Annotated in this window: 15 protein-coding genes; 11 read left to right on the top strand and 4 right to left on the bottom strand. The window is 70.1% G+C overall.

The genetic code is table 11. The annotated features are described in order from the left end of the window. Positions 1-305: 305 nt before the first annotated feature. Both meaB and AC0Z36_RS21470 read right to left on the bottom strand, forming a co-directional pair. Positions 306-1310, bottom strand: a complete 1005-nt coding sequence (gene meaB, locus AC0Z36_RS21475) for a methylmalonyl Co-A mutase-associated GTPase MeaB (protein WP_485464616.1) — start codon at positions 1308-1310, stop codon at positions 306-308. A gap of 68 nt (positions 1311-1378) precedes the next feature. Beyond that, the gene (locus AC0Z36_RS21470) at positions 1379-2569 is read right to left on the bottom strand and encodes an acetyl-CoA C-acetyltransferase (RefSeq protein WP_485464615.1); all 1191 of its coding nucleotides are present in this window, start codon (positions 2567-2569) and stop codon (positions 1379-1381) included. A 221-nt stretch (positions 2570-2790) separates the two neighbouring features. Between AC0Z36_RS21470 and mce the strand changes: the two genes are divergently transcribed. The 5 genes from mce to AC0Z36_RS21445 all read left to right on the top strand — a co-directional run bounded on the left by mce (position 2791) and on the right by AC0Z36_RS21445 (position 10950). After that, on the top strand, positions 2791-3291 hold the full coding sequence (mce, locus tag AC0Z36_RS21465; protein ID WP_485464614.1) for a methylmalonyl-CoA epimerase: 501 nt from the start codon (positions 2791-2793) through the stop codon (positions 3289-3291). 323 nt (positions 3292-3614) lie between these two features. Continuing rightward, complete coding sequence (ccrA, locus tag AC0Z36_RS21460) at positions 3615-4952, top strand: crotonyl-CoA carboxylase/reductase (RefSeq protein ID WP_485464613.1); 1338 nt, start codon at positions 3615-3617, stop codon at positions 4950-4952. Between the two features lie 269 nt (positions 4953-5221). Continuing rightward, positions 5222-9424: a hypothetical protein gene (locus tag AC0Z36_RS21455; protein ID WP_485464612.1), complete on the top strand. Its 4203-nt coding sequence runs from the start codon at positions 5222-5224 to the stop codon at positions 9422-9424. Positions 9425-9535: 111 nt separating this feature from the next. Next, a complete protein-coding gene (locus tag AC0Z36_RS21450; RefSeq protein ID WP_485464611.1) occupies positions 9536-10480 on the top strand; it encodes a cellulose-binding protein in 945 nt (314 codons plus the stop codon). A 212-nt stretch (positions 10481-10692) separates the two neighbouring features. Then, on the top strand, positions 10693-10950 hold the full coding sequence (locus tag AC0Z36_RS21445; protein WP_485464610.1) for an AI-2E family transporter: 258 nt from the start codon (positions 10693-10695) through the stop codon (positions 10948-10950). A gap of 90 nt (positions 10951-11040) precedes the next feature. Here AC0Z36_RS21445 and AC0Z36_RS21440 read toward each other — a convergent pair whose 3' ends face one another. Then, positions 11041-11727, bottom strand: a complete 687-nt coding sequence (locus AC0Z36_RS21440) for an ester cyclase (RefSeq protein ID WP_485464609.1) — start codon at positions 11725-11727, stop codon at positions 11041-11043. Positions 11728-12229: 502 nt separating this feature from the next. Between AC0Z36_RS21440 and AC0Z36_RS21435 the strand changes: the two genes are divergently transcribed. The 6 genes from AC0Z36_RS21435 (at position 12230) to AC0Z36_RS21410 (ending at position 17411) form a co-directional block, all read left to right on the top strand. Then, a complete protein-coding gene (locus AC0Z36_RS21435) occupies positions 12230-13291 on the top strand; it encodes an ABC transporter ATP-binding protein (RefSeq protein ID WP_485464608.1) in 1062 nt (353 codons plus the stop codon). 1 nt (position 13292) lies between these two features. Further along, positions 13293-14153 carry an ABC transporter permease gene (locus AC0Z36_RS21430; protein ID WP_485464607.1) on the top strand — a complete coding sequence of 287 codons (861 nt, stop codon included), beginning with the start codon at positions 13293-13295 and terminating at the stop codon, positions 14151-14153. Positions 14154-14505: 352 nt separating this feature from the next. Next, on the top strand, positions 14506-15939 hold the full coding sequence (locus tag AC0Z36_RS21425; RefSeq protein ID WP_485464606.1) for a sensor histidine kinase: 1434 nt from the start codon (positions 14506-14508) through the stop codon (positions 15937-15939). Continuing rightward, complete coding sequence (locus tag AC0Z36_RS21420; protein ID WP_485464605.1) at positions 15936-16457, top strand: roadblock/LC7 domain-containing protein; 522 nt, start codon at positions 15936-15938, stop codon at positions 16455-16457. The genes AC0Z36_RS21425 and AC0Z36_RS21420 overlap by 4 nt, the downstream gene beginning before the upstream one ends. Beyond that, positions 16454-16795 (top strand): DUF742 domain-containing protein, encoded by a 342-nt coding sequence (locus tag AC0Z36_RS21415; RefSeq protein ID WP_485464604.1) that lies wholly within the window; start codon positions 16454-16456, stop codon positions 16793-16795. Before AC0Z36_RS21420 ends, AC0Z36_RS21415 begins: the two co-directional genes overlap by 4 nt. Further along, positions 16776-17411: a GTP-binding protein gene (locus tag AC0Z36_RS21410; protein ID WP_485464603.1), complete on the top strand. Its 636-nt coding sequence runs from the start codon at positions 16776-16778 to the stop codon at positions 17409-17411. Before AC0Z36_RS21415 ends, AC0Z36_RS21410 begins: the two co-directional genes overlap by 20 nt. A 32-nt stretch (positions 17412-17443) precedes the next feature. Here AC0Z36_RS21410 and AC0Z36_RS21405 read toward each other — a convergent pair whose 3' ends face one another. Then, the gene (locus AC0Z36_RS21405) at positions 17444-20182 is read right to left on the bottom strand and encodes an ATP-binding protein (protein WP_485464602.1); all 2739 of its coding nucleotides are present in this window, start codon (positions 20180-20182) and stop codon (positions 17444-17446) included. Positions 20183-20487 lie beyond the last annotated feature (305 nt).

Here is a 20487-nt window from a genome sequence, read left to right as displayed (position 1 = left end):
GAAGGTGCGGGTTCCGGAAGGTGCGGAAGGCAGAGCTTCCGCTCCCAGCGGGTCGTACAAGATCCTGATGTGCGCGGAGCAGACCAAGAAAAGCGACAAAGGTCAATGCTCTGGACAATATTCAGTACGCATGCGTATGGCAGGCGACCGGGAGGTGTCCGGCATGCGTATGTCCGGCGGAAATCACCCGCCCCGTCAGGCGCTCTCCACCATCACGCGCTTCGCAGCACGGTCTCCGCAGCACACGCATCCTTCAACGGCTCGCACCACCTGCCCGCACCACCTGCCCGCACCACCCGCCCACGTCAGCCGGCGACCACTCCGTCGACGAGCGCGTCCGCCGCCGCGTACGGGTCGATCGATCCGCCCAGCACCTTCTCCGCCAGTTCGTCCAGCCGCCGGCCGCCCCGCAAGTCCCCGATCCGGGAGCGCAGTTCGGTCAACGCGATGGCTTCGATCTCGGCTGCCGCCCGACGACGGCGGCGCTGTCCGAGCGTGCCGTTGGCGCGCATCCACGCGTAGTGCTTCTCCAGCGCCTCGACCATGTCGTCCACGCCTTCCCCCCGGGAGGCCACCGTCTTGACGATGGGCGGACGCCAGTCCCCCGGCTTGCGGGCCTCGGCCAGCGCCAGCATGTGGTTGATCTCCCGGGCGGTGGCGTGCGCGCCGTCCCGGTCGGCTTTGTTCACCACGAACACGTCGCCGACTTCGAGGATCCCGGCCTTCGCGGCCTGGACGCCGTCTCCCATGCCCGGGGCCAGGAGGACCGCGGTGGTGTCGGCGAGGGAGGCCACTTCGATCTCCGACTGCCCCACGCCGACGGTCTCGACCAGGACCACGTCGCACCCGGCCGCGCCCAGGACCCGCAGCGCCTGCGGGGTGGACCAGGCGAGCCCGCCCAGGTGTCCGCGGGAGGCCATCGAGCGGATGAACACCCCCGGATCACCGGCGTGTTCGTGCATCCGGATGCGGTCGCCGAGCAGCGCTCCCCCGCTGAACGGCGAGGACGGGTCGACCGCGAGGACGCCCACCTTCCGGCCGAGCCCGCGGTAGGCGGTCACCAGCGCTGAGGTCGTCGTCGACTTGCCCACGCCCGGCGAACCGGTCAGGCCGATGACGTACGCGTCCCCCGCGTACGGGGCCAGTGCGGCCATCACTTCACGCAGCAGCGGGGAGGCGTCTTCGACCAGCGAGATCAGCCGGGCGACCGCGCGCGGCTGCCCGGCGCGGGCCTGCTCGACGAGCTCGGGGACGTTGTTGCGGCGCATCTTGCTCCCAGGGCTGCGACGTCTGACTACGACGTCGATCATGTACAAATCACCCTCCTGGACCTCACCAAGGGGTGTTTTGTACATGATCGACGCAGCTGAGGCGGGTGTCAGCTCTGCGCGGGCACCTTGATGATCAGGGCGTCGCCCTGGCCGCCGCCACCGCACAGCGCCGCCGCACCCGTGCCGCCGCCGCGGCGCTGGAGTTCCAGCGCCAGGTGCAGCACAACGCGCGCCCCCGACATACCGATCGGGTGGCCGAGCGCGATCGCGCCGCCGTTCACGTTCACCTTGTCGGTGTTGACACCCAGGTCCTTCATGGACTGGATGGCGACCGACGCGAAGGCCTCGTTGATCTCGATGAGGTCGAGGTCGTCAACACCGATGCCCTCCTTGGCCAGCGCGTGGTTGATCGCGTTGGACGGCTGCGACTGCAGCGAGTTGTCCGGGCCCGCCACGTTGCCGTGCGCGCCGATCTCGGCGAGCCACTCGATGCCGAGCTCCTCGGCCTTCGCCTTGGACATCACGACGACCACGGCTGCGCCGTCGGAGATCTGCGAGGCCGAACCGGCGGTGATGGTCCCGCCCTTGGCGAACGCAGGGCGCAGCTTGCCGAGGGACTCCGCGGTGGTCTCCGCGCGGATGCCCTCGTCGGTGGAGAACACCACCGGGTCGCCCTTGCGCTGCGGGACGTCGACGGGGACGATCTCCGCGTCGAAGACGCCGTTCTTCTGTGCGGCGGCGGCCCGCTGGTGGGACAGCGCCGAGATCTTGTCCTGCTCCTCGCGGGAGATGCCGAGCCTGGCGTTGTGCGTCTCGGTCGACTCACCCATCGGGATGTTCTCGAAGGCGTCGGTGAGGCCGTCGTACGCCATCGCGTCGAGCATCTCGATCGCGCCGTACTTGAACCCCTCGCGGGACTTCGGCAGCAGGTGCGGCGCGTTGGTCATGGACTCCATGCCGCCGGCGACGATGATGTCGAACTCGCCCGCGCGGATGAGCTGGTCGGCCAGCGCGATCGCGTCGAGGCCGGACAGGCAGACCTTGTTGACGGTGAGCGACGGGACGTTCATCGGAATGCCGCCCTTGACCGCGGCCTGGCGGGCGGGCATCTGCCCGGCGCCTGCCTGGAGCACCTGGCCGAGGATGACGTACTGGACCTGGTCGCCGGAGATGCCGGCCCGCTCCAGGGCGCCCTTGATGGCAAAGCCACCCAGGTCGGTCGCGCTGAAGCCCTTGAGGGAACCGAGCAGCCGACCCATGGGGGTGCGGGCGCCGGCGACGATGACGGACGTGGCCATGAGGGTGGCCTCCAAATCGAGGGATGGGGCGACCCGCTACAGGTCGCTCCGGACGGCTTGAGAGGGAACTTACCTGGGTGGCGGTATCCGTGCGGAGAGGGTTCGCTGTGACGGATTGCACTGCCCTGAAGGAGGGTCCGGGGTGCGGGCTCGTCCATAGTGTCGCGTAGCGGCGAGGGTATCTACTAGCGGGTAACCCTCAATGACCCGGGAGGACCACCGTGCTCACGCGCATCGACCACATCGGCATCGCCTGCCACAACCTCGACGAGACCGTAGCGTTCTACCGCGAGACCTACGGCTTCGAGGTGTTCCACTCCGAGGTGAACGAGGAGCAGGGCGTACGCGAGGCCATGCTCAAGATCAACGAGACCAGCGACGGCGGTGCCTCGTACCTCCAGCTCCTGGAGCCGACCCGGGAGGACTCCACGGTCGCCAAGTGGCTGGCCAAGAACGGCGAAGGTGTCCACCACATCGCCTTCGGCACCGAGGACGTCGACGCCGACGCGGCGGCGATCGCCGCCAAGGGCGTACGGAACCTCTACGAGGAGCCCCGTCGCGGCTCGATGGGGTCGAGGATCACCTTCCTGCACCCGAAGGACTGCCACGGGGTGCTGACGGAGCTGGTGACCTCGGCGTCCAAGACCTCAGCGTCCAAGACCCCGGCGTCCAAGACCCCGGCGTCCAAGACCCCGGCACCCGAAGGCGCCGCAGAGCACTGAGCCGTGTCCGACCGCTGAGATCCGCGTACCGAATCTGACAAAAGGTCAAAGACGGGGCGGATTCACTTACGGGTCCACCCCTTATGTTCCGCAGGTCACAGCGCTTAAGGTTACCGACGGGTAATCTCCACGTCAGCGCCCGGCTCCCACCCTCATGAGCCGGGACAGCAGTGCTGCGACACCGCAGCCCGTGGAACACCCGCACTACCGGCAATACAGGCAACACGGGCAACACGGGCAACACAGGCACCACAGACACCACCTGAAGCACCGCTGTAGAAAACCCTCACTCTCAACCCTCAGCCCGACCTTTGGAGGCCGGAATGAAGGAGATCCTGGACGCCATCCTCGCGGGGGACACCCCCAAGGAGGCGTACGCCGCCCTGAAGCTCCCCGAGTCCTATCGCGCGGTCACCGTGCACAAGGACGAAGAGGACATGTTCGAGGGCCTGGACTCCCGCGAGAAGGACCCCCGGCAGTCGCTGCACCTCGACGAGGTGGCGCTGCCGGAGCTCGGCCCCGGCGAGGCCTATGTGGCCGTCATGGCGAGCGCCATCAACTACAACTCCGTGTGGAGCGCGATCTTCGAGCCGGTCTCGACGTTCCGGTTCCTGGAGCGGTACGGAAAACTCTCGCCGCTCAGCAAGCGGCACGACCTCCCGTACCACGTCCTCGGCTCCGACCTGTCCGGCGTCGTGCTGCGCACCGGCGCGGGCGTGAACCGCTGGCAGCCGGGCGACGAGGTCGTCGCGCACTGCCTGTCGGTCGAGCTGGAGTCGGCCGACGGCCACAACGACACGATGCTCGACCCCGAGCAGCGCATCTGGGGCTTCGAAACCAACTTCGGCGGTCTGGCCCACATCGCGCTGGTCAAATCCAACCAGCTGATGCCCAAGCCCGACCATCTGACGTGGGAGGAGGCCGCCTCGCCGGGTCTCGTGAACTCCACCGCCTACCGGCAGCTGGTGTCGCGCAACGGCGCCGGGATGAAGCAGGGCGACAACGTCCTCATCTGGGGTGCCTCCGGTGGCCTGGGCAGTTACGCCACCCAGTTCGCGCTGGCCGGCGGGGCTACGCCCATCTGTGTCGTGTCCAGTGCGGACAAGGCGCAACTGTGCCGCGACATGGGCGCTGAACTGGTCATCGACCGCAAGGCCGAGGGCTACAAGTTCTGGAAGGACGAGCACACCCAGGACCCGCGCGAGTGGCAGCGGCTCGGCAAGCGCATCCGCGAGCTCACCGGCGGCGAGGACGTGGACATCGTCTTCGAGCACCCGGGCCGGGAGACCTTCGGCGCTTCGGTCTACGTCACCCGCAAGGGCGGGACGATCGTCACCTGTGCGTCCACGTCCGGTTTTGTCCACGAGTACGACAACCGGTACCTGTGGATGAGCCTCAAGCGGATCGTCGGATCACATTTCGCCAACTATCGCGAAGCGTGGGAAGCGAACCGTCTGATCGCCAAGGGCAAGATCCATCCGACCCTGTCGAAGACGTACACCCTGGAGGAGACCGGCCAGGCCGCCTTCGACGTCCACCGCAACCTGCACCAGGGCAAGGTGGGCGTACTCTGTCTCGCACCGAAGGAGGGTCTGGGGGTCCGGGACACCGCCATGCGGGAGAAGCACATCGGGGCGATCAACCGGTTCCGCAACGTGTGACCCCCGGCGCTGAACTACCAGTGCCATGGATCTGACACCATTCCTCCTGGCGGGGTTTTCGCGTGCGAGCACGCGGAAGCCCTCCAGGTGTTCGCCGCGGGGTCACGCGCGGCTGCCGCCGGAGCGGTGCTTCGACGGCGGCCGGGCAGGTAGGACCTCCCAGGCACCGCACGACAGACGGCGGCACGTCCAGTGCCGCCGGTTTCGATGAACTGTGGCAGCTACGCGCTGGTAAGGACTGCGGCCAGGGGATGGAGTGGGACCCGACAGTGGACCCCACACAACGGGGCTACAACCGCTACGAGGTTGACGCGCACCTCGAACGCTTCGACGCCGAGGTCAAACGGCTTTCGACGGAGCGGGACGAGTCGATCACGCACGGGGAGGACCTCGGCTACCAGGTCGAGGTCCTCCGCGCGAAGCTGCACGATCTGCGCCGCCAGCTGGCCGTGCCGCGGTTCGACAGCATCGGCGGCCAGGCCGAGCAACTGCTGCGCAGCGCGCAGCAGCAGGCCGAGGCCGTCCGCGCGGACGCCGAGCGCCAGGTCGCACAGTCGCGGGCGGAGACCCAACGGCTCCTGCGGGAGGCCGCCGACCGTTCCGCCCGGATGGACGCGGAGTGGCAGGCCGAGCTGGCCGAGCGCCGTCGTCGTCTCGACGACGAGCTGGCGCGGGCGCGGCAGGCCGCGGAGGCCCAGATCGGCGAGGGCACCGGCTGGGCCGAGCAGGTGCGCGCGCAGGCCGAGCAACTGCGGGTGGAGAACGAGCAGCGCTGCCAGGAGATGGTCGTCGCCGCGCAGGCCGAGGCCGAGCGGCTGATAACTCAGGCCCGCGCCCGCGCCGCGGAGGCGCAGTCCCAGGCGCAGGGTCTGACCGAGGGCACCCGCGCGCAGGCGCAGGACGTCCTCCAGCAGGCCGAGGCACAGGCACAGCAGTTGCTGGCGCAGACCGAAGCGCGGGCCAGGTCGCACGCCGAGCAGGTGGACCAGGTCCGTACGCAGGCCCGCAGTGAGGCCGAGGAGCTTGTCGTCCAGGCCCGGACGGAGGCCGCCCGGGTCCTGGGCGAGGCCCGTACCGAGGCCGGTCGGCTGTCGGTCGAGCTGGCCGAACGCACCCAGGGTTTGTCCGCCGAGGGCGCCCAGCTGATCGAAGCCGCGCGCGCTGAGGCCGTGCGGTTGAAGGCGGAGGCCGCCGCTGAGGCCGAGGCGCGGGGCGCCCAGGCCCAGCAGTCCGCCGCTGAGAGTGAGACACAGGCCGCACAACGGCTCCAGGCGTCTTCCCGTACGGCTGACGACCTGCTGGCAGCCGCCCGTGCGGAGGCCGACCGGGTGCAGGCTGAGGCACGGGCTGAGGCCGACGCGCTGCGGCTGCGGGCGCAAGCCGACAACGAGGCCGCCGAGGCGCGGGTCCGGGAGACCGGCGAACGGCTGACCGGCGAGGCGTCGGCGTTCGCCGAGCAGGTTCGGGCGCGGGCCGCCGAGGAGTCCGCGCAGGCGCTTGAAGAGGCGCGCGCTGAGGCCGCCAAGCTCCGTGAGAAGACCGTGGGCGAGACCGCGCGGATGCGCGATCTGACCCAGCGGCAGCAGGCCGAGGCCGCCGAGACACTGCAGAGCGCCCATCAGGAGGCGGAGCGGCTGCGCACGTCGGCGGTGGCCGAGGCCGACCAGCTGCGGGCCGAGCGTGAGGCCCAGGCCGAGGAGCTCCTGTCCGCGGCGCGGGCCGAGGCTGAGACGCTGCGGGCGCAGGCCGCCGAGACGGCTGGGCGTTCGCACGCCGAGGCTGAGGAACTGCTGGCCAACGCGCAGACCCAGAGCTCCGAGGCCGAGCGGTCGGCCGAGCGCACGTTGATCAAGGCCCGGGAGGACGCCGAGCAGCGCGCCGCGCAGGTGCGCGGTGCCGCCGACGAGCACGCCAGGACTCTGCGGGCCGAAGCCGAGCAGTTGCTGGCCGACGCCGCCGCGCAGACCGCGCAGTTGCGTGAGGAGACCGACGGTTACGCCGCGCAGGTCCGCGCGGAGGCGGACGCGGAGGCGGAGCGTCGGCGCGAGGAACTGGAGACCGAGCTGACCCGGGTCCGCAAGGAGACCCTGGGTTCGCGGGAGAAGGCCGTCCGGATGCTCGTCGAGGCCGAGGCGAAGGCCAAGACGTCGGTGGAGCAGGCGCGCAACGACGCGGGCAAGACGCTGCAGGAAGCCGGTCGTTCGGCACAGCAGCACCTGGCCGAGGCGACCGCGGAAGCCGATCGTGTACGGACGACAGCCGCGGCGGAGGCCGAGCGGCTCCGCGCCGAGGCGGCGGCCGAGACGTCGGAGCTGCGGTCCACCGTGACCGCGGAGGTCGCCCAGCTGCGCGCGGTCGCCGAGGCTGAAACCACCGAACTGCGGAACACCACCGAGCAGGAGGCAGCCCGGCTGCGCGCTGCCGCCGAGGCTGAAACCACCGAACTGCGGAACACCACCGAGCAGGAGGCAGCCCGGCTGCGCGCTGCCGCCGAGGCGGAGACGACCGAACTGCGGTCCGGCACCGAGCAGTACGCGACACAGTTGCGCGCGGTCGCCGAAGCCGAGACCACCGAACTGCGGAACACCACCGAGCGGGAGACGGCCGAGCTGCTCGCCCGTACGCGCTCCGAAGTCGGGCAGTTGCAGTCCGACGCCGAAGCCGAGACCACGGAACTGCGGATGCGCGTCCGCGCGGAGACCGACGGGTTGCGGGACCGGACCCAGGTCGAAGCGGAGGAAATGCTCACGTCGGCGACCGGTGAGGCCGAACGGCTGCGCGCTGAAGCGCAGGCCGCCGCGGCGGAGTCGCGGACGACGGCGCAGGCCCAGGCCGGGCAGCAGCTCGCCGACGCCCGCAGCGAGGCCGAGGGGATGCTGTCGGCGGCCCGTCAGGACGCCGATTCGGTGCGCGCCGAAGCGCAGCGCACCCGGGCGGACGCCGAGCAGGCCGCGCGCACACTGCGCGAGCAGGCCAAGCAGACGTTCCAGGAGGCTCAGTCGGACGCCGCGGACCTCCGCGAGCGTACGCAGGTCAAGGCCAAGGAGCTGATGGAGAAGGCCGATTCCACCGGGCGCGGGCTGGTGGCGAACGCCCAGACGCAGCTCGCCGCCGCCCAGGAGGAGTCCGATCGGCTGCTCACCGAAGCGCGGGCAGAGTCCGCGCGGCTGCTCACCGCCGCCCAGGAGGAGTCGGACCGGCTGCTCACCAACGCGCTGGAGGAGTCGGAGCGCCTGCTCGCCGAGGCGCGCGTCGAGGCCGTCCGCCTCCTCGCCGAGGGCACGGATGAGGCCGAGGCCGTCCGCGCCGCAGTGGTCGGTCTGGAGGACGCCGCCCGCGAGGACGCCGAGCGGCTGCAGGCCGAGGCGGAGCGCGAGCTGACGCGGGCCCGTGACGAGGCGGAGACGCATCTGGTGCGGGCCAGGGCCGAGGCCGAGGCGACGGTGACCGCGGCGCGCAAGCACGCCGAGCGGTTGACCTCCGAGTCGGAGCAGAAGGCCGAAGACGTACGGACGACCTCCACCGAGGCGGCGGCGACGGCCGTCGCGGAGGCCGAGGCCCGGGCGCGCCAGCTGCGCGAGCAGGGCGCGGCCCGGCTCGACAAGGCAGCGAACGAGGCCGAGGATCTCCTGGTCAAGGCCAAGGGGCGGTCCACGGAGATCGTCGCGCAGGCCGAGCGCACGGGCCAGGACAAGATCGCGGCCGGTGCCGCGGAGGCGGACCGCCTTGTCGCTGCGGCGCAGGCCGAGGACGAGCGACTGCGCGCTGAGGCCACCTCGGTCATAGAGAAGGCGCGCAAGGACTCCGACTCGATCCTGATCGAGGCCCGGCGGGACGCGTCGCAGGCCCGGGACCGGGCCGACAAGGACGCCGAAGAGATCGTGGAGAAGGCCCGCCGGCAGGCGTCCGAGTCGCTGAAGCTCTCCGGGAAGCGGATCGACGATCTGGCGGCCGCGGCCGACGAGCAGATGGCCGAGGCGCGTCAGGACGCGGAGAAGCTCAAGGTGGCGGCGGCTGAGAAGGCCGACCTGATCACTGACAAGGCCACGTCCGAGGCGGACAAGGTCCGGCTCGCCGCGGTGAAGAAGGCCGAGATGCTGCTCGGCGAAGCGGACAAACGACTGGCTGACGCCCAGTCAGGTGCTGACGACCTGCGGGCCAAGGTCGCCGAGCAGGTGGCCGCCGCGCAGCGGGAGGCGCAGGCGATCCGGCGCAAGACCGCCGCGGACGCCGACCGGGTGATCGAGGAGGCCCGCCGGGACGCCGACCGGATGCGCTCGGACGCCAAGAGGGACGCCGACCGGTCGCGGAACGACGGCCAGCGGCAGTTGGACGAGCTCACCCGGCGCCGCAAGGACATCACCGCCGAGATGGCACGGGTCCAGGGGGTCCTCGACGCCCTCGCCACTCCGGCCTCAGCGGGCGCGGGCTCCGGCAAAGGCAAGGGCAGTAGCACATCTCCACCCGATTGAGCGATGACTGACACGCATTCTTTGTGACCAGGGTCATTGGCCGGTCTGTTTCATGCCAGGATGAGACTCAGGCACCTCATTCCCACGCACCGGTCATACGACAGGAACCCCATGAGCGACACCAACTCTCCGCACGGCTTCGACATCGTCCGCCGAGGGTACGAGCGTTCGCAGGTCGACGATCGCATCACCAAGCTCGTCTCGGACCGGGACAGTGCGCTGGCGCGGATCTCAGCTCTGGAGAAACGCATCGAGGAGCTGCACCTCGAGACGCAGAACGCCCAGGCCCAGCTGGCCGATGCGGAGCCTTCCTACGCCGGCCTCGGTGCCCGTGTCGAGAAGATCCTCCGTCTCGCCGAGGAGGAGGCCAAGGACCTGCGCGAAGAGGCCCGCCGCGCCGCCGACCAGCACCGCGAGCTGTCGGAGGCCGCCGCCTCCCAGGTGCGCGCCGAAGCCGAGCAGTACAGCAAGGAGCGCAAGGCCAAGGCCGAGGACGACGCCGCCCGCACGCTGGACAAGGCGAAGTCCGACGCGACGCAGCTGCGCGCCGACGCCGCGAAGGACGCCGCGACCAAGCGTGAGGAGGCCGAGGCCCTCTTCGAGGAGACCCGCGCCAAGGCCGCCCAGGCCGCCGCGGACTTCGAGACGAACCTCGCCAAGCGCCGTGAGCAGTCCGAACGTGACCTGGCAGCCCGTCAGGCGAAGGCCGAGAAGCGCCTGTCCGAGGTCGAGCACCGGGCCGAGCAGCTGCGGCTTGAGGCCGAGAAGCTCCGCACCGACGCCGAGCGCCGCTCCCGCCAGACGATCGAGACCTCGCAGCGGCAGGCCGACGACATCGTGGCCGACGCCCGTTCGAAGGCCGACCGGATCCGTTCCGAGTCCGAGCGTGAGCTCGCCGCCCTGACCCACCGTCGGGACAGCATCAACGCCCAGCTCACGAACGTCCGCGAGATGCTCGCGACGCTCACCGGTGCGGCTGTCGCCGCCGTCGGTGTCAGTGTCGGCGACGATGACGACGACAAGCCCCTGGGGGTTCCGGCCCAGCAGGGTCGTTGAAGGTGACGCACCATCTGAAGAGTCAGTTGCGACGCACGCGTTGTTGACAGGTTTTTGAGGATTGCGGCGGGTAGGGATGCGCTTCCGGACCCGCTGACGTGACGTCATCACCCGTCCGGAAAACTCTTTCGGATGAATCCATCGGCAGCTCGGTACAGGATCCCGCGTCCGGCAGGACGCGGGATCCTTCGTTCCCCGCGGTGGTGTCCGCGGTGGCGTTCTTCGACTCCCCGGGGAAGGCACTCGTCTGCATCGTCTTCTATATGGTGTACCGGCAGGTGGAGAACTACCTGATCTACCCGAAGGTGATGCGCCGCGCGGTGGACGTACCGCCGACGATGACCGTGATCGCCGCGTTGCTCGGCGGCGGACTCCTCGGCGTCACGGGGGCGTTGCTCGCCATCCCGATCGCCGCCGCCGTGCTCCTCATCGTCCGCGACGTGGTGCAGCCCCGGCAGGAATCCCTGTGACGCCGCCGGTTGACGCCTGTTGAGCCCACCTCACGCGCCGCGGGGGAGTGTCCGGTGGCCCGTCGGACACTCCCCTGCCGGTAGGCCCGGCTACTTGGCGGTGTGTGCGACCGGGCAGCCGCCGGTCAGCCGGCCCAGGAAGGCGTTCGGGTCGTAGTAGTGCTCGACATCGATCAGCCGCAGGTCGTCGCTGACCGTGGCGACGCTCATGCCGAACATTTCGATCCGCTCGCCGTTCGGCTTGAATCCCTTGTACTCACCGCTGAACGTTCCCCAGTGCCGCCATTTGAAGGCCACGACCGGCGGCGGCGAGAGGACTTCGAGGACCTCCCAGAAGAAACCCTCGGGGAACGACGTGTGGAAGACCTTGTGCGAGGACTCGAAGTCCTCCTCGCCCTTGGGGTAGAAGATGCTGTCGCCGATCAGGATGTTGTAGCTGCCCTGCTCGACGATGTCCTGGGCGTTGGCCCACGGGCCGCCGTTGACGTTCGTCCGGAACTTCTCGGTCACCATCGAGACCCAGGTCGCCGGGTCCTTCTTGTGCGAGACCTCCATCTCGAAGACCTGGACGATGCTCTCGACCACTGACTCCAGGGAGCCGGCCTCGAACGTGTGGGTCCGCTCCGCGGGCATCACCGTGTGGGACAGGTGGTAGTCAGGGGCGTCTTCCCGCCAGTCGCCGGGGGCCGCGGCGGCGACGACGGCGTCGCGGCCCTGGAGCCACAGCGGAGTCTCCTGGGGGTTTTCGTCGACGGTGGTGGTCGGGGAATCTGACACGTCTTCAGTCCTTCGCCGGGAGTTGGAGGCAGCCGGAGAACTACCTCCCGGTAGTAACAGGTGGCGATCCAACTCCACACCGGCGGCGAACCGCAATCCCCGCGTCGGCGGACTCCGTGTGTGGAGCAGCTTTTCCGGCGGGACCTCCTGTCCGGATGCAACGGTCGACAGCACGGACAACGGCTCGTTCAGGACACCGGAGCGATGTATCCGGCGGATGTCAGCCCGGGCGACGTTGGTTTCCAGCCATGTCGCGCCGTACGCGGAATGGGGCCGCGACGTGTCTGGGGTCACAGTCGGGTTGCGTCCTGTGCCGGACCGGAACCACTCAGGGTGCGCGGATCATCCTCAGGTCGGAGAACCCGGTGGCATTCGCTCCCTGGAGTGGAGGGAAGTCCCGCCTCCGGATGGCATCCGCGCTCGTCGGATTTCCATAAAGTGGATTGTTTCGGTCGTCGTCGCACTCGCGCGGTAGGCCTGATTCCGAGCTTGGTGAGGGTGAATGATCGCAGCACAAGGGCTGACCAAACGCTACGGGCAGAAACTGGCGGTTGATCAACTGTCCTTCCAGGTGCGGCCGGGGACGGTGACCGGCTTCCTCGGGCCCAACGGCGCCGGCAAGTCCACGACCATGCGGATGATCCTGGGTCTCGACACCCCAACCGCCGGTTCGGTCACGGTCAACGGCCGTCCGTACGACCGCATCAAAGCTCCGCTGCGCGAGGTCGGCTCGCTGCTCGACGCCAAGGCGATGCACGGCGGACGCACCGCCCACAACCATCTCCTGTGCCTGGCCCAGTCCAACGGCATCCCCAGGCACCGGGTGGACGAGGTGCTCGGCCTGGTCGGCCTGACCGAGGTCGCGAAGAAGCGGGCCAACGGCTTCTCCCTCGGCATGGGCCAGCGGCTCGGCATCGCCTCGGCGCTGCTCGGCGACCCGGGTGTCCTCATGTTCGACGAGCCGATCAACGGGCTCGACCCCGAGGGCATCCTGTGGATCCGCAACCTGATGAAACGTTTGGCCTCAGAGGGCCGTACGATCTTCGTCTCCTCGCACCTGATGAGCGAGATGGAGGTCACCGCCGAGCACCTGATCGTCATCGGCCAGGGACGGCTGATCGCCGACACCTCGATGCGAGGCTTCATCGAGACCAACTCCACGGCGCACACCGTCGTGAAGTCGCCCGAGGCGGAGAAGCTCCAGGCGCTGCTCACGGCCAAGGGCGGCGTGATCGGCCCGGAGCCTGCGGGCGCGTTCCGGGTGACCGGGATCAACCCGGTCGCCATCGGGAACCTGGCCGCTGAGCACAACATCCCGCTGCACGAACTGTCGCCGCGCTTCGCCTCGCTTGAAGAGGTGTACATGCGGATGACGCAGGGCGCGGTCGAGTACCGCGCCGGTGTCCCTGGCATGCCGCCGCCGCAGGGGCCGCCGAACGGGCAGCCCCCGTGGGGCGGTCCGCCGCAACAGGGTGCCCCCTTGGGTGCGCAGCACCCGCATGTGCCCGCGCCGCAGCCGGTCCCCGCTCAGCAGTCGACCAACTTCACGAAGGGCGGTGCGTGACATGTCGCAGCCCACTCCCCCGGCCATGCAGCCGATCGCCATGGCACCGCAGTTCCAGGCGCCCCAGGCCCAGCCCGGCTACACGACCCAGCTTCCGCCGCACGGCGGCGGTGGTTTCGGCCAGATCCTGTTGTCCGAATGGACGAAGATCCGGACCGTACGGTCGACTATCTGGACCCTCGCGGTGATGATCCTGTTGATCGTCGGCCTGTCGCTGATCATCGGTGCGACGGCCAACCGGATCGGCGATGGCGAGTCCAGGCTCGGCATCAGCCTGTTCGGGATGCTCCTGGCCCAGATCGCCGCAGCCACCCTGGGTGTGCTGACGATCTCCGCCGAGTACACCACCGGCATGATCCGCACGACCCTGACCGCGGCCCCGAACCGCTTGACGGTGCTGACCGCCAAGGCGTTGGTGTTCGCCGGGCTGATGTTCGTGATCGGCCTGATCGCCTCGGTCCTCGCGTACGCGCTCGGCGGATCGATGCTCACCGGCGGCAGGGACCCGAACAACGCCGAACTGGTGAAGTCGCTGATCGGCGGCCCGCTCTACCTTTCCGCAATCGGTCTGCTCGGCCTAGGCCTGGGCGTCCTGCTCCGGCACTCGGCCGGCGCGATCAGCGCGGCGCTCGGCATAATCCTGCTCCCGGTGATCATCGGGCCGATCATCCTCAGCACGGTGAACGAGGGCTTCGGCAGAGGGATCATCGAGTACAGCCCGATGAATACGCTGACCCTGCTGGTCCTCGACGACGGCGCGGCCAACGGAATCAAGCCGTGGCCGTCCCTGCTGCTCGTCGCGGCCTACGCGCTGGCCGCTCTGGTGGCTGGCGGGTTCCGGCTGAAGACGCGCGACGTCTGACGTCTCAGGGGGATGTGGATGTCCCAGGGCGACTGATGTCACAGGGCAACCGATGTCACACGCCATCAGATATCACGCGACGCCCCTTGTCGCACGACACCTAACGTAGCGTCACAATCGCTGACAACAGCGGGCCATGGGATCAACCCCATGGCCCGCTGTTCCGTTGTCGGCCAAAGAGAAGACCGAAAGTCGCCGCACGCCTTCCCCCGCTCGAACTCACACACGGTTAAGATCCATGGCCATGGTGCGGCTGGGACAAGACGCGAGCAACGATGACGAAAGCACGTCCATAGCGCCGCCCGGAGCGTCGCCTGGAACAGGAGGGGAAGTGGGCCCGGGAGCGGCCGCTGTGGGGCTGCTCAGTTCGGCGGCGACGCTCGGGCTGGCCGGGGTCACGATGGCGGTGCAACTCCTGCGGCACAGCGGTGAGACGACTGACGCGGTGGTGGTGGCCCTCATGCTGGTGCCCGCACTGACCCTCGCGGTGCTGGGCGTGGGGTGCTGGACCCGCCGTACGCAGGCCCGAATAGACGCGCTGGCGCGGGCCGCCGCCGACCGGGACCGGATCGCTGAGGAACTGACGGCTCTCACCACCGCTCACGAAGAACTCGCCGCCGTCCAGCAGAACCTGACCCGGCAGCAGGCACTGCTGCGCGACCGCTCGCACGAGGGCCTGGTCAACCTGTCGATGCGTACGCTCACCCTGGTCGAACGCCAGCTTGCCCTCTTGGAGAAGCTCGAACTCGGCGAACAGGATTCGGCCCGGCTCGCCGATCTGTTCCACCTCGACCACCTGGCCACCCGGATGCGGCGGCACAGTGAGAACCTCCTGGTCGTCGCGGACTCGGACAACAGGCACGCGCACCACCGGCCGCCGGTCGCGCTGCTCGACGTGATCCGCGCCGGGGTCTCCGAGATCGAACGGTACGAACGGGTGGACATCGCCCCGCTGCCGTCGGCCCGGGTGTCCGGACAGGCCGCCGACGACCTCAGCCACCTGCTCGCCGAACTCCTGGAGAACGCGACCTCCTACTCCCCGCCGGAGTCCCGGGTGGCGGTGGCCTGCTGGGCCCTTGAAGGCGGCGGCGTGGTGCTGAGCGTGGACGACGACGGCATCGGCATCCCCGGGGAGCGGCTCGTCGAGATCAACGAGCAGATCGCCGGGCGGCAGTCCGAAGACGCCGCCACGGCGGCCGGCGGCCTGGGTGTGTTCGTGGTCGGACGGCTCGCCGAACGTCATGGCGTACGGGTCCAGTTGCGCATCCGGGCGACCGGCGGGATGAGCGCGGTCGTCTCGGTGCCCGCACCGCTGCTCGACGGGACGACCGTGCCCGAGGCGTACGTGGGCGGGGCCGGCCAGGAGTCGAGCCGGGTGCGGCCCGCGCTCACTGCGTCCGCCCGTGAGACGCCCCCCGCCGAGCCCCCCGCAGTGGACGTGCCCGACGGGCCCGCTGAGGCCGTGGAGGCCCTCCCCGCCCCCGGCATGGACGCCCCCGCGCTCCCCGTCGGCCGTACGGCCAAAGGACTTCCCAAGCGCCTGGCCGGGGACACCCCGCTCCGCGGCGTCGACACCTCCGCGCTGCGTACCGTCGCAGTCTCCGGGCAGAACACCGGACCGGTGGACGCCGAGGAACTGCGGCGGCGACTGTCCGGCTTCCAGGCCGGTCTCGCCGCCGGACGGCACGACGGAGCGGAGCCGGTGGCCACCAACGGCCGCGGGACACCGCCACCCGGAACCGTGGTCGTGCCCGAAACCGAACCAGCCGGCGGGGAGCCCCGATGAGCGACACCCAGAGCAGCACCACACATGCCGACACCAAGCAGTCCGACACCAAGCAGTCCGACACCAAGCAGTCCGACACCAAGCAGTCCGACACCAAGCAGTCCGACGCCGCGCACAATCTGCGCTGGCTGATCTCCCGGCTCGCCGACGAGGTGCCGGGCGTCCGCCAGGTCGTGCTGGTCTCGTCCGACGGGCTGATGCTCACCTCGGCCGGCCCCGACACGGACCGGGCCGGGGACCTCGCCGCCGTGGTCAGCGGCATGATCGCGCTGTGCCGCGGGGCGGCCGACCTGCTGGAGACCGGCCCGGTCCGGCAGGAGATCATCGCCATGACGCACGGTCACCTCGTGGCGATGTCCATCAGTGACGGGTCCTGTCTGGGCGTGCACACCGGCGCACAGGCCGATCTGGGCGTGGTGGCCTACCAGATGGCACAGCTGGTGCGCCGGGCCGGCCACGTCCTGACCCCGGCACTGCGCGCCCGGCTCCACGAGGAGCGTTCGGACGTGGCGTCGTGAGCGGGACCTCCCGCTCGGGCCGGGTACGGGCCTACACACTCACCGGCGGACGCACCCGCACACACTTCCTGCTCCAGGTCGAAACCCTGGTCACGGCGCTCGACCGGCCGCGTGACCAGGAGGTTCCGGAGGTGCGGCTGATACTCGAACTCGTTCAGGGCGTACGCTCCATCGCGGAGATCTCCGCGCTCCTGCACGTCCCGCTTGGTGTCGTTCGGGTGTTGGTGAGTGATCTCGCCGAGCAGGGACGCATCAGCGTCTACCAGGACGACGACGGCGCCGAACGGCCCGACCGCGCAACGTTGGAGAAGGTTCTCGGTGGACTCCGCAAGCTTTGAGCACACGCATGCACCACCCGAGGACGTCCCCGCGCTGCGCCCGCCCGCCGGGCTGCGCGCGGCAGGACGCGCCCCCATCACCTCTACGAAGATCGTGATCTCCGGCGGCTTCGGCGTCGGCAAGACCACCATGGTCGCCGCCGTGTCCGAGATCCGGCCGCTGACGACCGAGTCCGTGATGACGGTCATGAGCGAGGACCTGGACGATCTGTCCGGACTGCCGGACAAGACCACCACCACGGTGGCGATGGACTTCGGCCGGATCACGCTGGACCCGAACCTCGTGCTCTACCTGTTCGGCACGCCCGGACAGCACCGTTTCTGGTTCATGTGGGACGACCTCGTCCGGGGTGCCGTCGGGGCGGTCGTGCTGGTGGACACCCGCCGTCTGGAGGACAGTTTCGCCGCTGTGGACTACTTCGAGCGGGCGGCGATCCCGTTCATCGTCGCGGTGAACCGTTTCCCTGGCGCGCCCGAGTATCCGCTGGACGATCTGCGTGACGCCCTGTCACTGCACCCGGCGATCCCGATGATGCACTGCGACGCCCGCGACCGGCGCAGCGCGATCGACGCGCTCGTGATGCTGACGTCGCATGCGATGAACCTGACTGTTTAGACTCCCCGCTCAGGCCGGCTCGGATTTGTGGTTCAGGCCGGCGGCCCGCCCGCCGCCGCCAGTTCCCGGCGGGCCCGTTCGGTGAGTCCGTCCGCGCCGCACGCCGCAGCGAGGGTGACGGCGAGCGCCAGCCGCTTGCGCGCCTTTGGCAGCAGGCCCGCCTCGCGCAGCATCGTGCCGTAGTCCACCAGCACGGCGGCGTACACATGCCGGGCCGGGGACGGCTCCAGCCACATCAGGGCCTCCTCGAGCAGCCGTATGCCTTCCGCGCCGGGGGTCAGCACGCCGAGCACCCGCAGGGTGAAGCCGAGGGCGGAGGGCGCCCCGAAGCGGTACGCGTGGTCGACGGCCTTCCGGGCCAGGCGGCGGGCCTGATCGGGGTCACTGTCGGCGATGGCCAGCGCGAGGTGTGAACGCCACTGGCACCACGCGGGGTTGACCTCCTGCCGGGCGTCGAGCTGCGCGCCGACCTCGGTCAGTTCGCCGACCGCCTCGGGGAGGCGCCCCTGGGCGAGGTGGAGTTCGCCGCACACCGCCTGCGGGATGGGGAACACCAGCACCTGTGGGAAGGGCGCGTGGAAGTCGTACAGTGTGGCGAGTTTGTCTGCTTCGGTGAGCTTGCCGCGGGCGATGAGGACGCGCAGCAGGATGCTGACCGCGTAGCACCGGGCCGGGGCCATGGGGCCGAGCCGGTCGGCGAGGGTCAGGGCGAGCCGGCCGTCGCCCTCCGCGTCGGGCAGTTGCCCGCGGTGCAGGCGGATCTGGGCGCGGGTGGAGTAGCCGAGCGACAGGTGCGTGCCACGCCAGCCGTGCGACTCCAGGTCCTTGATGCCCGCTTCGAAGAGTTCTTCGGACTTCTCGGGCTGGTCGCCGTACGAAAAGGAGAGGGCCGTCAGGACGGGGATCTCGAAGGTCCAGTCGCTGTCGGTCCAGGAGATCGGGTCGACGACGGCCCGCTTGGCGTAGTCCAGGACGTGCACCGCGGGGTCGCCGCGGAGGATGCCGTACCAGGCCCGCATGCCCATCAGGGCGCGTTCGGTGCGGTCGGTGCCGTTGAGCCGGGAGACCAGGTTGCGCAGCCTGCGGGAGCGTTCGGCGGTGGCCGTGTCGTCGTACCAGAACAGCGCCCACATGAAGTGCTCGGCCTGGAGCCGCAGGCGGGCCCGGGAGACCGCGGTGGCCTCGGCTTCCTTCTCCAGGAGGTGCACGGCGTCGGCGACCCGGTCGTCGTGGGCCAGGGATTTGGCCAGCCGGATGACTATCGCTTCGCGCAGGGCCTTGTCGTCGACGCCGCCGCCGTCGCACAGTTCCCGCGCGGCGCTCAGGTGTTTGATGGCCGTACGCGGATCGTCGACGAAGGCGGCCAGCCCCAGTTCGAAGAGGATCACCGCGCGCTGCGGCTGCTCGGGTGGTTCCCGCAGGGCCCGTTCGAGGTGGCGGCGGGCGGCCTCGGGGGCTCCGGCGCGCAGTGCCTGGTCGGCGGCGCGGCGCAGCAGGGCGACCACCCACGGGTCGGAGCAGGGGCGGACGGGCTGGAGGTGCCCGGCTGCCGCGGCGAGGTCCACGTCGCGTTCGATGAGGTGGTGGGCCGCTTCGAGGTGCAGGGCGTTGCGGAGTTCGGGCGCGGTGCCCTGGTAGACGGCGGTGGCCACGGTGGGGTGCTGGAACTCCAGCTCGCCAGACGGCTCAGCGGTCTTCTGGGCGAGGATGCGGGCGTCCCGCAGAAGCCCTTCGGCGGCTGCTGCGGCGTCCGAAGTGAGGCCTGCCAGGGCGGCGGTGTGGGCGGGTCGCGCATCGGCGCCCAGGACGGCTGCGGCACGGGCCAGCGCGGTGGCGTCCCGGCCGAGGCGGCCGAGGCGGTCCACGACGCCGTGTCCGATGACGGTGGAGGCCAGCGCGCTGAGGCCGAGCGCGCCGTCGGCGGTGGGCAGGAGGCCGTCGTGCCCGGCCGCCGCGATCACCTCGCGGACGACGAACGGGACACCGTCGGTGACCTGGCGGAAGCGGGTGCAGAACACCTGCTCGGCGTCCGCGCCCAGGCGGTCGCGGACCAGCAGGGTGACCGCGCTCTCGGACAGCGGCGCGAGGTTGAGGCGGCGGCCGTGCGCGGTGTGTGCGAGGCGGTCGTGCAAGGACCGGTCAGGTACGGGTTCCTCGGGCCGGCGGGCGAGCACCACCAGGACCGGTTTCCCGGTGCCTGCCTGGGTGAAGCTCTCCAGCCAGGTCAGGGACTCCCGGTCGGCCCAGTGCGCGTCGTCCACCAGGAGGACGGTCGGTCCGCGCTGGGCGGTGAGAGTGTCTATCAGGCAGTGCAGGCCGTCGTGGACACCGTGCGGGTCGGGCGGGGTGTCCTGCTGGGCGGGGGCCAGACCGACCGCGGGGGACACCACTTCGCGCCACGCGCCGAGCAGTGCGGCGCGGTCGGCTTCGGAGCAGCTGAGCAGGAGCGGCCGGAAGAGCTGCCGGACGACGTGGAAGTGTCGTTCACGCTCGCGTTCACCGCCGACTGCGGACAGCACGATCAGGCCGTGGTCCTCGCCGAGCTGGGCGATCTCCGCGACCAGGGTGGTCTTGCCGAGCCCCGCGTTGCCGTCGAGCAGCAGGAAGCGGTCGAGGGTGCCGACGGGGGCTGCCTTGCCGCGTTTGGGCCTGGCTTCGGCGGCGAGCCCGGCCACCGCGGCGCGGGCGACGGCGAGTTCGGTCTCGCGTTCGAGGATCCGCGGATTCGGGGGTCGTCCACCCCCGTTCCGCCGTGTCGTCCGTGCTGCCACGCGCTCCACCTCCCCCACCGGGACGGACTGCGGCAGCCCGCTGACCGGACGGGGGTTGGACTGTCACTGCGACCTGCAGTCTTCCTACTACGCCGGGCGTCTCCGCGTCCACGTTTTCGCATTTTCCACGCAGGTCGGGGCCGGTTCGGAGCAGAATGGGACGGGTCTGTCCGACAGCTGTTGCGGAAGCGACTTCAGGGACTGCCCCAGCCGCAGTTTCCGGAGCTCTACCACCCGCGGCTCCAGTCGCTGTCTCACCCGCAGTTTCCGGAGCTCTACCACCCGCGGCTCCAGTCGCTGTCTCA

Source organism: Kitasatospora sp. UYEF31, from assembly GCF_057291755.1.
This window is presented reverse-complemented; position numbering and strand designations above follow the sequence as displayed.

Coding starts and splice junctions, on each gene's coding strand:
- meaB (WP_485464616.1), bottom strand. CDS start 1,310: ATGATCGACGTCGTAGTCAGACGTCGCAGCCCTGGGAGCAAGATGCGC.
- AC0Z36_RS21470 (WP_485464615.1), bottom strand. CDS start 2,569: ATGGCCACGTCCGTCATCGTCGCCGGCGCCCGCACCCCCATGGGTCGG.
- ccrA (WP_485464613.1), top strand. CDS start 3,615: ATGAAGGAGATCCTGGACGCCATCCTCGCGGGGGACACCCCCAAGGAG.
- AC0Z36_RS21450 (WP_485464611.1), top strand. CDS start 9,536: ATGAGCGACACCAACTCTCCGCACGGCTTCGACATCGTCCGCCGAGGG.
- AC0Z36_RS21435 (WP_485464608.1), top strand. CDS start 12,230: ATGATCGCAGCACAAGGGCTGACCAAACGCTACGGGCAGAAACTGGCG.
- AC0Z36_RS21430 (WP_485464607.1), top strand. CDS start 13,293: ATGTCGCAGCCCACTCCCCCGGCCATGCAGCCGATCGCCATGGCACCG.
- AC0Z36_RS21420 (WP_485464605.1), top strand. CDS start 15,936: ATGAGCGACACCCAGAGCAGCACCACACATGCCGACACCAAGCAGTCC.